Raw genomic sequence first — 9,880 nt, 5'->3', positions numbered from 1 at the left:
GTCAGGTGCGGGGGCGGTGGCCGGGGCGGGTCAGTTCTTCGCGGGGGACCCAGCCGCGGCGGATGATCTGCAGGTCGCGCTCGGCGGCGCCGCCCCCGCCGGTCGTGACGAGCGCCCGCACGGGCTCAGCCCGCGGGCGCGAGGTCGCGGTTGGCGAACGCGTCGACGTCGAACCCGCCGGGCGTCGACAGCGGCAGCACCTCGAGGCGCAGGTGCGAGGAGAGCGGGTTGCCGTACAGGACGTCGGTGAGCTCCTCGTGCGAGGCGACCTCGTAGATGTTGAGCCCGCCGGACTGCCCGACGACGATCCAGCTGTGCTTGATGATGCCCTTGTCGATCAGGCCCTGGATGTAGCCGAAGCCCTCCGGCAGCCGGTGCCGGAACTCGTCGGAGCTGATCCCGATGGGGTTCTGGTGCGTGAAGACGGCGAACAGTGCCATGGATGCCCTCCAGGGTGAGCGTCCCGCGCGGCGCGGGCTCACGGACCAGCCTGTTCGCGTGCGGTGCAGCGGGACTGGAGCGCTCCTGGAGCCCGGCGACACCGTCCTCGTGGCGGTCAGGGGCGGTCGGGGTCGGTCGCGGTGTCGAGCTTGAGCTCCTGCAGGCGCAGGCCGTCCAGGAGCAGGTCGAGGCCGGCGACGAACTGGTCGCGGTCGTCGTGGTCGCGCAGGTCGGCGGCGGCGCGGGTCAGGAACGGGAACGCGTCCGGGTCGAGGGCCTCCCACTGCGCCGCCAGCTCGGCCAGGACCGTGTCGCGGCTCCCGCCGGGGGCGGCGGTCGCGGCGTTGCTGCTCTCCTGCGCGGTGACGCTGGTGACGAAGTTGAAGATGGCGGTGGCGGTCACGAAGTGGCGCTCGGGCGGCAGCGTGGTCTTCGCGACCAGCGTGCCGATGCGGTCCAGCAGACGCAGCGCGTTGGGCTGCGGCGGGACCACGCCGATGTGGGACGCGGCCCACGGGTGGCGCTCGAAGGTGTCGTAGATCGCGAGGGCCAGCGTGTGCAGCGACGCGTCGGCGCCGCCGGTGAGCGCGTCGCCCATGACCCGGTCGGCGGCGAGGCGGACCAGGTCGTCCTTGTTCGCCACGTGCCAGTACAGCGCGCCCGCACCCGTCTTGAGCCGCTCGGTGAGCAGTTTGAACGTGAGCCCGCGCTCGCCGTGCTCGTCGAGCAGCTCGACGGCGGCGGCGGCCACCACCTCCCTCGACAGTCGTGCGGTGCGGCCCTTGGCGGGTGTCTGTGGCATGCCTCCATCTTGACACGGACTGGAATGTCATTCCAGAATCGGAGAGTAATGGAATGACATTCCAGAAGGAGGTGCGAGATGAGTGTCGACGTCATCGAGGTGCGCAAGCCGGGGCAGGCCACCTCCCTGCGGGCGGTCTGGCCCGCCATCCTCGGGTTGTCGGTCGTCTTCCTGGTGGAGATGCTCGACAACTCCGTGCTCAACGTGGCGCTGCCCACCATCGCGCGGGACCTGCACGCCTCCGCCGCCGACCTGCAGTGGATCACCTCCGGCTACTCGCTGCTCTTCGGCGGCCTGATGATCGCGTTCGGATCCATCGCCGACCGGTACGGGACCCGGCGGGTCATGCTCATCGGGCTCGGCCTGTTCGCGCTCGCCAGCCTCGCCGTGCTGGCGGTCCGCACGCCGGGCCAGCTCGTCGCGGTGCGGGCGGTCATCGGCGTCACCGCGGCCATGACCGCACCCGGGACGATGGCGCTGTGCTTCCGGCTGTTCGACCAGGAGAACCTCCTGATGCGGGCGACCGGCCTGATCTCCTCGGTCGGCCTCGTCGGCCTGGCCGTGGGGCCGACCGTCGGCGGACTGGTGATCCAGGTGCTGCCGTGGCAGGCGTTGCTGCTGCTCAACGTGCCGATCGCGGCGCTCGCGATCGCGTGCATCCGCTTCGGCGTCCCCGCCGACGACCCCGCGCACCGCAACCGCTCGCCGCTGGACCTGCCCGGCGCCCTGCTCGGCACGGCCACGATCATCCTCGCCCTGTGGACGGCCACCCTGGCGGTCGAGGAGGGCTGGGGTCACGCGAAGCCGTGGCTCGCCGGCGCGGGCGCCGTGCTCAGCGCGCTCGGGTTCGTGATCCGGGAGCGCAGCACCGCCCACCCGATGTTCGACTTCGCCCTGCTCAAGCGCCCGTCGGTGTCGGCCAGCCTCGCGTACCAGGCGGCGATCGGCCTCGGGCTCGCCGTGCTCACCTTCAGCGTCTCGCTGCAGCTGCAGCTCGTCTGGGGCTGGTCACCGGCGCAGGCCGCGCTCGGCAACCTCCCGCAGATCGTCACCATGCTCGCGGTCGGGCCGTTCGTGGAGAAGTTCGTCGAGAAGATCGGCGCCCGCCTGGCCGGCCCGGTCGGCGCGGCCGCCGTCGTCGCGGGCCTGCTGATCTACGGCCTCCTCGGCCGGCAGCACTACGCCTGGATCGCCGCCGCGCTGGTACTGACGGCCGCCGGCATGCGGGTCGTCATGATCATCGCCGCAGTGACGGTCATGCGCGGGCTGCCCGAGGACCAGACCTCCATCGGCGCCGCGCTCAACGACACCAGCCAGGAGGTCGCGAGCAGCATCGGCATGGCCGTCACGGGCACGATCGTGGCCGCCGCGCTCGCCGGTCCGCTGACGGACGTCGGCACCCGCGCCGCGGCGACCCACAGCTTCGAGAACGCCATCACCGTCGCGACGCTGACGCTCACGGCCGTCTGCGCCGCCCTCGTCCTCTGGGCGATCCGCCGTAGCCACAAAGGCTGATCTCCTGCCGCGCGTCGATGCCATACCGTGATCGGACCACTTCAGGAGGTAACCATGAAGATCGAAGGATCCGTCGCGCTGGTCACCGGCGCCAACCGCGGCCTCGGCCTGCACATCGCCCGCGAACTGCTCGCCCGCGGCGCGACCGTGTACGCGGCGGCCCGCGACCCGCGATCCGTCGACCTGCCCGGAGCGACGGTCCTGCCGCTCGACGTCACCGATGCCGCCTCGGTGCAGGCCGCCGCGGCCGCGGCCGGCGACGTCACGCTGCTGGTCAACAACGCCGGCGTGGCGACGTTCGCCAACCTCGTCGACGGCGACCTCGACGACATCCGCCTCGAGATGGAGACGCACTTCTTCGGCACGCTCCGCATGGTCCGCGCCTTCGCCCCGATCCTGGCCGCCAACGGCGGCGGCGCCGTCGTCAACCTCCTGTCGGTGCTGTCGTGGATCACGTTCCTCAACGCCACGTCCTACGCCGCGGCGAAGGCGGCCGAGTGGAGCCTCACCAACGGCATCCGCCTCGAGCTCGCCGCCCAGGGCACCCAGGTCTCCGGCGTCCACCTCGGCGCCGCCGACACCGACATGATGTCCCGCTGGGACGTGCCGAAGCTCGACCCCGCGGCCGTCGCGACCGCCGTGGCCGACGGCGTCGCCCGGGGCGACCTGGAGATCCTCGTCGACGACGCCGCCACCGGCGCCAAGCAGGCCCTCGCCGCCGACCTCAGGACGGTGTACCCGCAGCTGTCGTGACCGTCCCGCCCGCCGCGGCCAGCCGGTCGGCGAGCAACTGCGTCTCGGCCGGGGTGCCGGTGATGCCGTCCCCCGTCAGGCGCGCGTAGGCGTCGACGGCCTCGGCGATCGTCATCCCATCCCGGCGGAACACCGCGAGCAGCCGCACCCGCACCGGACGGTTGACCTCGGGGTCGGCGTGCACCCGGACGAGCCCGACGCGGGCGATGAACGCCTCCCGTGCGATTCCGGTCAGCGGACCCCAGTCGCAGGCCTCGCTCGCGGCGCCGCAGTCGCACCGCATCGAGACGGACGACTCGACGCGCCCGTAGATGACGGACTCCTGCGCCCAGCTCCGGCTGGTGCCGCCGCAGCTGGCGCACGGCTGCAGGATCTCGTCACCGACCAGTCGCCGCACACCGCCACGGTACCCGGCAGGTGGCGGGCGGCGCCCGGGTCGCGACCGGCGGTGGGCTCCGGTCGTTCACCTTGACGTGACGCGTCGGGTGTTCGGGGTGCTGGCCTGGGTCTTCGTCCTGCTCGTGGTGGCGTCGCCGGCCGCCGCGCCGGTCAGCGGGGCCGAGCCGGTCGAGCGGACGGCGGCGCGGCTCGACGACCTGATGCGGCGGATCACCGGCAGCGTCGAGGAGCGGCGGGCCGCCGAGCTGCTCAACTACCACCGCGTCGAGGGCGGGCTCGCCGCCTGCATGCGCGCCGCCGGGCGGCCGTACCGGCAGCCGCCGTACGTCAGCTACTACCAGGACTACACCGACGCCGACCTCGGTTACGGCAACGGCTCGGGGACCGTCCTCGACTCGGTCACCGCCGGGCCGCGCCCGTACCGGCTGGCCGCCGCCGCGTTCGAGCGGCTACGGCGCTCCGGTGCGGTCGAGCACGCGCTCGCGCCCGAGGACGTGCCCGCGTTCGAGGCGTGCAACGCGCCGTTCGGGCACCGGTCGTACTTCGACGCCGACCCGCCGGCCGGCGTCCGGGAGCTCTCGGGTCTCGACGGCCTGTTCGCGCCCCTGGCCGCGGACGGTGCGGTCGCCGCCGCGATGCGGCCGTACCAGTCCTGTATGCGGAGCAAGGGCCACCCCGACGTCGGCGACGACCGTCCCGAGTATCTGTCCACCCGGCCGGCCGGGCAGATCGAGGCCGCGTTCGCCGCCGACGCCGCGTGCCGCCGCCCCGCGTACGAGCTGGCGATGGCGCGGGTCGCGCCGGCGCTGGAGGCGTGGGAGGCCGGCCACCGGGCGGAGCTGGTCGCGGTGCGGCAGGCGTGGCGCCGGCTGGTCGCCGACGCCACGCCGCTGCCCCGCTAGGACGGCGTCAGGGCAGCATCGCCGGGTTGCCCGCCAGCGCCGCGACCTGGTCCGCGGTGATGAACGCCTTGTCCAGGGCGGGTTTGCGGTCAGTGGCGGTGTCGTGGGGGTAGACGGGGACGGTGCGCTGGGCGGTCACGCTGAAGTGGCCGCCCTGCAGGTAGCGGCGGGCGACGATGACGTCGCCGTCGCCGTGGTCCTCCAGCCAGACCACGACCGGCACGCCGGCGACGTCGACGACGCGGCACTCGCGGCCCGCGTCGGGCAGGGCGCACAGGCCGCCGGGCGGCACGGTTTCGCTGGTCTGCGCCAGGTACGCGCCGAGGTAGCCCTCCCCGTGGCCGTCCGAGACGACGACGTGGGCGGACATCACCACGAGCGCCGAACCGGTCGGCGAGTCCAGGCGCATCGCCGGCGTGCTCGGACCGGCGAACGGGTACTGGGTGCGTCCCGTGTACCCCGCCGGCAGGGCCGCGACGAGCAGGTCGTACACGGCGCGGTCGTGTGTCGGGAGCGCCTGCGCCGACGGTACCGGCGCCGCGGACGGGACCTGAGAGCCGGCGGGCTGCGCGGCCGGCACGGCGACGAACGGCGCGGGGGGCTGCGGGCGGGACGGCAGCAGCGCCGGGGCGGCCAGGGCCGCCGCGACCGTCACGCCGGCGAGACCCGCGGTGGCGGCGACGACCCGGTCGCGGGTCCGCGCGGCCCGGGCCGCGACCGCGAGGACCCGCTCCGCCTCACGCAGCGGCGGCGCGTCGTCGAGGGCGAGGTCGCAGAGCATCTTCACGTCGTTCACTGGAGTCCTCCGGGGCTGGTCGGTCTGAGGTCTTCGAGGGTGTCGCCGAGCACCTCGCGCAGGTTGTCGAGGCCGCGGGCGGTCTGGCTCTTCACGGTGCCGGTGGAGCAGCCGAGCACGTCGGCGACCTGCTCGACCGACAGGTCCGCCCAGAAGCGCAGGACCAGCACCGCCCGCCGCCCTTTCGGGATGCGCAGCAGCGCCCGCTTGAGCACCTGCCGGTCCTCGACGCCCCGCTGGTCGGGGACGCTCGCGTCGAGCACCTCGTCGTCGGGCGTCGGGCGTTCCCGCCGCCACGGCCGCCGACGCTCGTCGAGGAAGGCCCGCAGCAGCACCCGCCGCGCGTACTGGTCGAGCACGTCGTGCCGGTCGATCCGGCCCCACGCGCGGTACAGCTTCGTGAACACCGTCTGGGTCAGGTCCTCGGCGAGGTGCCAGTCCCCGCACAGCAGGAAGGCGGTGTTTCTCAGGTGTCCGGCGCGGGCGGCGTAGTACGCGACGAACTCGTCGTCGTGCGGACGCCGGCCGCGCCGCAGAATTCGCATCATCATCGCGTTAGACACGTACAGCATGCGGAATTGGGTTGCCCGGGCAGCTTGCCCCCGCATGATTCGCACGTCAAACCAGGTGCTGCCGGGGCTCGGGTCGCCGTTCGCCGGTGACAGACACCTGGTGTCGGAGGACCGTCGGCCGGCCCAGCGCCGCGCAACCGTGGACTTCACTCACCGCACAGCCATCGGCCAGAAACATCGTCGGACGAGGTAGTCGCCCGCCGGTTGCCGGCGTAAGCATGAGCCGAGGGACTCTGACCGGCGCGGCACGCCCCGCTGTGCCGCGGCGGGGAGTACCGACCCGTGGGAGCACGCATGGACGGCACCGTCGATCCACGCACCACCAGCGTCGTCGCCGACGACTCGGCCGGGCCGACGGCGGTCACGCTGCACGCCTCCGGCGAGTTCGCCCGTGACAACTGCGATCTGCTCGCGACCGCGTTCAGTGCGGCGCTGGCCGCCGGTCGCCGCGCGATCACCCTGGACCTGCGCGACGTCACCTTCATCGACGCCTCGACCATCAGAACCCTGTGGATCGGCCGCGCCGCCGCCCGCGACGCGGGCGGCGCCATGCTGATCGTCAACGCGGCCGGCCAGGTCGCCTGGGTGCTGGACCTCACCGCCACCCAGCACGATCACCCCGCGCCCGACGGCGGCAGCCCCGCACCACAACCCAGGACCGTGTGACCAGGTCGCCGGCCGCGCACCGCTGAGGGCCGATAGGCTGCGGGTGGCCGCTACTGGCGCGGGTGGGGCACCACCGGGGACCGGCCGGATCGATGGGTGTGGCGCCGTCCGCCTGGGCGCCTCCGGGAAGCAGACGTCCTGCGAAACGGAGGCACGGTGGACCTGCGCTATGGCATGAACCCGCACCAGCGGCCGGCATCGATGGCAGCGCTCGACCCGGGGCGGCCGCCGTTGCGGTTCCTGCACGGGGTGCCGTCGTTCGTGAACGTGCTCGACGCGGCCGGGGCCTGGCAGCTGGTTCGGGAGGCGGCGGCCGCGCTCGGCGGGCCGGTCGCGGCGTCGTTCAAGCACGTGTCGCCCGCCGGCGCCGCGACCGCGGGTCCGCTCGACCGGGTCATGGCCGCCACGTACCGGCTGAATCCCGCGACGACCGGGCGGCTGACCAGCGCGTACGTCAGGGCGCGGGACGCGGACCCGAAGAGCTCCTACGGCGACTTCGTCGCGGTGTCCGAGCCCGTCGACGCCGAGCTCGCCGACCTGCTGCGGCGGGTGGTGTCCGACGGGATCGTGGCGCCCGGGTTCGAGGACGGGGTGGTGGCGGCGCTCGCGGCGAAGAAGGGCGGCCGCTTCCTCGTCGTCGAGGCAGACCCGGCGTTTCGGCCCCCTTCGGTGGAGCATCGTGAGGTGTACGGGATGCGCCTCACCCAGCCGCGCGACGACGCTCCGCTGACCCGGGATCTGCTCGGCGAAGGGCTACCCCCGGCCGCGGCCGACGACCTGCTGCTCGGGCTGGTGACGGTCAGGTACACGCAGTCGAACTCGGTCGCCTACGTCCGGGACGGCATGGTGCTCGGGGTCGGCGCGGGACAGCAGTCACGGGTGGACTGCACGAGGCTGGCCGGAGCCAAGGCCGACACGTGGTGGCTGCGCCGCCACCCCGCGCTGCCCACCGGCGACCAGGACAAGGTCCAGGACCGGGTCGCCGAGCAGCTCCGACGGGTGGAACTGCTCGACGCCACCGACCGGGAGGCCTGGCTGGCCGGGAGGGACGGGATCGCGTTCGTCTCCGACGGGGCGCTGCCCTTCGCCGACAACGTGGAGCACGCCGCCCGGCACGGCGTGCGGTACATCGCCGAACCGGGCGACTCGATCCGCTCCACCGACGTGTCCGCCGAGTGCGACCGCCGCAGCATCACCCTCGTCCGAACGGGGATCCGCCTGTTCTGCCACTAGGAACCGCCGGGGTCGCGCTCGACGTAGTGGTAGAAGAGCGGCTCGCCGTCGGGGGCGAAGGCCTGCATGCCCGCGGCGTCGCCGGCGGCGAGCACGTCGGCGACGTAGGAGAACCCGCTGTCGAGGAAGGGCACCGTGCGTACGACCGTGCCCGGTGCCCTGAGCGTGGCGATGTCGCGGTAGAGCACGGACACGACGAGCACCTCGTCGCTGCCGGGGAAGCGGACCACCAGCAGCGACGGCCGCCCGATCCTGACGGCGCCGTCCGGTGGCACCGGGCCGTGCCAGTGGCGGTGCACGTCACGGTCCCAGTGCTGGTCGCACATGAGTGCCCGGCGGGCACCCGAGATCCGGACCTGCAGGCACGCGTCGCCGGACCCGCCTGCTGGCCGTAGTAACCGAGGCCGATCATGCTGACGGCCGACCGGGGCGCGCGCTCGTGGCGCCGCTCGTGGCGGCCGCTCGTGCTCGGGCCGCTCATCGGAGGTCTCCGTGAAAACCTCGGCTTAGCCGTGGGGGAAGCGGAGCCCCTGTGGAGCAGGGCAGGAACGCCGATCCGCCGCCCAGGGCGGGCCGGCGTGTAGCCGCCTGTTACAGCGAGGTTCCTGATGCGCGTGCTAGCTTGTGAGCCGTGGCCAGGGCGGTGAAGCGGGCGTTCAAGTACCGCTTCTACCCCAGTCCGGAGCAGGCGGCGGAGCTTGCCCGGACGTTCGGGTGTGTCCGGTTGGTGTACAACATGGCGTTGCAGGCCCGCACCGAGGCGTGGACGCTGCGGCAGGAGCGGGTCAACTACAACGCCACCAGCGCGCTGCTAACCGCGTGGAAGAAGACCGACGAGCTGGCGTTTCTCAACGAGGTCTCCTCGGTGCCGTTGCAGCAGGCGCTGCGTCACCTGCAGGTGGCGTTCACGAACTTTTTCGCCAAGCGGGCGAGGTATCCGACGTTCAAGTCCAGGAAGCGGTCGCGGCGTTCGGCGGAATACACCACCAGCGCGTTCCGCTACCGCGGCGGCCGGCTCACCCTGGCCAAGATGGATGCGCCGCTGGACATCGTGTGGTCGCGTCCGCTGCCCGAGGGCGCATCGCCGTCCACGGTCACCGTGTCGCAGGACTCCGCGGGCCGCTGGTTCGTGTCCCTGCTGTGCGAGGACCGGGTCGAGCCCGTTTCGGCCACGGGCACGGTCGGTGTGGACGCCGGCCTCGACAGTCTGCTCACCCTGTCCACCGGGGAGAAGATCACCAACCCGAAGCATGAACGCCGGGACCGAGCCGCGCTCGCCCGCGCCCAACGCAACCTCGCCAGGAAGGCGCCCGGCTCCACGAACCGGGCGAAGGCCCGGTGCAAGGGCGCCCGCGTGCACGCCCGGATCGCCGACCGCAGGCGTGACCACCTGCACAAGGTGAGTACTCGGCTCGTTCGTGAGAACCAAACGATCGTGATCGAGGACCTGACCGTCCGCAACATGCTCCGAAACCACAGCCTGGCCCGCGCTATCAGCGACGCGGCCTGGCGGCAGTTCCGCGCCATGCTCGAGTACAAGACCGACTGGCACGGCCGGAATCTGGTCGTGGTGGACCGTTGGTTCCCGTCGTCGAAGCTGTGCTCGGCCTGTGGTGCGCTCGCTGCGCGGATGCCGCTGCACGTGCGGTCGTGGACCTGTCGATGCGGGCAGACCCACGACCGTGACGTCAACGCGGCCCGCAACGTTCTCGCGGAGGGGCTCTCCGTGATCGCCTGTGGAGGCGGTGTAAGACCTCAACGAGAGTCCTCTCGGACGGGGCAGTCGTCGGTGAAGCAGGAA

At 72.8% G+C, this 9,880-nt stretch carries 12 protein-coding genes; 6 read left to right on the top strand and 6 right to left on the bottom strand.

What is annotated here, in order from left to right:
* Positions 1-125: 125 nt before the first annotated feature.
* The gene (locus AB0I21_RS56765; RefSeq protein ID WP_344511016.1) at positions 126-440 is read right to left on the bottom strand and encodes a muconolactone Delta-isomerase family protein; all 315 of its coding nucleotides are present in this window, start codon (positions 438-440) and stop codon (positions 126-128) included.
* Between the two features lie 116 nt (positions 441-556).
* Entirely contained in the window at positions 557-1,243 is a 687-nt protein-coding gene (locus AB0I21_RS56760) for a TetR/AcrR family transcriptional regulator C-terminal domain-containing protein (RefSeq protein ID WP_360574290.1), read from the bottom strand.
* 78 nt (positions 1,244-1,321) lie between these two features.
* Here AB0I21_RS56760 and AB0I21_RS56755 point away from each other — a divergent pair, with 78 nt between their 5' ends.
* A complete protein-coding gene (locus AB0I21_RS56755) occupies positions 1,322-2,758 on the top strand; it encodes an MFS transporter (protein WP_360574288.1) in 1,437 nt (478 codons plus the stop codon).
* Positions 2,759-2,812: 54 nt separating this feature from the next.
* Positions 2,813-3,511, top strand: a complete 699-nt coding sequence (locus AB0I21_RS56750; protein ID WP_360574286.1) for an SDR family oxidoreductase — start codon at positions 2,813-2,815, stop codon at positions 3,509-3,511.
* Here AB0I21_RS56750 and AB0I21_RS56745 read toward each other — a convergent pair.
* Positions 3,483-3,908 carry a hypothetical protein gene (locus AB0I21_RS56745; protein WP_360574284.1) on the bottom strand — a complete coding sequence of 142 codons (426 nt, stop codon included), beginning with the start codon at positions 3,906-3,908 and terminating at the stop codon, positions 3,483-3,485. The two genes, AB0I21_RS56750 and AB0I21_RS56745, sit on opposite strands and share 29 nt — an antisense overlap.
* A 76-nt stretch (positions 3,909-3,984) precedes the next feature.
* On the opposite strand from AB0I21_RS56745, the gene AB0I21_RS56740 reads away from it, so the two are divergent.
* The gene (locus tag AB0I21_RS56740; RefSeq protein ID WP_360574282.1) at positions 3,985-4,812 is read left to right on the top strand and encodes a hypothetical protein; all 828 of its coding nucleotides are present in this window, start codon (positions 3,985-3,987) and stop codon (positions 4,810-4,812) included.
* A gap of 7 nt (positions 4,813-4,819) precedes the next feature.
* Here AB0I21_RS56740 and AB0I21_RS56735 read toward each other — a convergent pair whose 3' ends face one another.
* Entirely contained in the window at positions 4,820-5,608 is a 789-nt protein-coding gene (locus tag AB0I21_RS56735) for a hypothetical protein (protein WP_360574280.1), read from the bottom strand.
* Positions 5,605-6,180, bottom strand: a complete 576-nt coding sequence (locus tag AB0I21_RS56730; RefSeq protein WP_360574278.1) for a SigE family RNA polymerase sigma factor — start codon at positions 6,178-6,180, stop codon at positions 5,605-5,607. The genes AB0I21_RS56735 and AB0I21_RS56730 overlap by 4 nt, the downstream gene beginning before the upstream one ends.
* A gap of 294 nt (positions 6,181-6,474) precedes the next feature.
* On the opposite strand from AB0I21_RS56730, the gene AB0I21_RS56725 reads away from it, so the two are divergent.
* Positions 6,475-6,846: an STAS domain-containing protein gene (locus tag AB0I21_RS56725; RefSeq protein ID WP_360574276.1), complete on the top strand. Its 372-nt coding sequence runs from the start codon at positions 6,475-6,477 to the stop codon at positions 6,844-6,846.
* Positions 6,847-7,002: 156 nt separating this feature from the next.
* The gene (locus AB0I21_RS56720) at positions 7,003-8,079 is read left to right on the top strand and encodes a phosphoribosylaminoimidazolecarboxamide formyltransferase (protein ID WP_360574275.1); all 1,077 of its coding nucleotides are present in this window, start codon (positions 7,003-7,005) and stop codon (positions 8,077-8,079) included.
* Here AB0I21_RS56720 and AB0I21_RS56715 read toward each other — a convergent pair.
* Positions 8,076-8,405 carry a hypothetical protein gene (locus tag AB0I21_RS56715; RefSeq protein WP_360574273.1) on the bottom strand — a complete coding sequence of 110 codons (330 nt, stop codon included), beginning with the start codon at positions 8,403-8,405 and terminating at the stop codon, positions 8,076-8,078. The two genes, AB0I21_RS56720 and AB0I21_RS56715, sit on opposite strands and share 4 nt — an antisense overlap.
* A gap of 305 nt (positions 8,406-8,710) precedes the next feature.
* Here AB0I21_RS56715 and AB0I21_RS56710 point away from each other — a divergent pair.
* The coding region (locus AB0I21_RS56710; protein WP_360574271.1) for an RNA-guided endonuclease TnpB family protein at positions 8,711-9,880 on the top strand (1,170 nt) is incomplete at its 3' end.

The organism is Dactylosporangium sp. NPDC050588, from assembly GCF_040654975.1.
In the GTDB taxonomy this organism is placed as follows: Bacteria; Actinomycetota; Actinomycetes; order Mycobacteriales; family Micromonosporaceae; genus Dactylosporangium; species Dactylosporangium maewongense.
The sequence above is the reverse complement of the archived record's forward strand: the minus strand, read 5'-3'. Positions and strand labels throughout refer to the sequence as shown.

What these genes read in the sequence shown, in the direction of transcription:
- AB0I21_RS56765 (WP_344511016.1), bottom strand. Translation starts at nt 440, where the DNA reads ATGGCACTGTTCGCCGTCTTCACGCACCAGAACCCCATCGGGATCAGC.
- AB0I21_RS56760 (WP_360574290.1), bottom strand. Translation starts at nt 1,243, where the DNA reads ATGCCACAGACACCCGCCAAGGGCCGCACCGCACGACTGTCGAGGGAG.
- AB0I21_RS56755 (WP_360574288.1), top strand. Translation starts at nt 1,322, where the DNA reads ATGAGTGTCGACGTCATCGAGGTGCGCAAGCCGGGGCAGGCCACCTCC.
- AB0I21_RS56750 (WP_360574286.1), top strand. Translation starts at nt 2,813, where the DNA reads ATGAAGATCGAAGGATCCGTCGCGCTGGTCACCGGCGCCAACCGCGGC.
- AB0I21_RS56730 (WP_360574278.1), bottom strand. Translation starts at nt 6,180, where the DNA reads ATGCTGTACGTGTCTAACGCGATGATGATGCGAATTCTGCGGCGCGGC.
- AB0I21_RS56725 (WP_360574276.1), top strand. Translation starts at nt 6,475, where the DNA reads ATGGACGGCACCGTCGATCCACGCACCACCAGCGTCGTCGCCGACGAC.
- AB0I21_RS56715 (WP_360574273.1), bottom strand. Translation starts at nt 8,405, where the DNA reads ATGTGCGACCAGCACTGGGACCGTGACGTGCACCGCCACTGGCACGGC.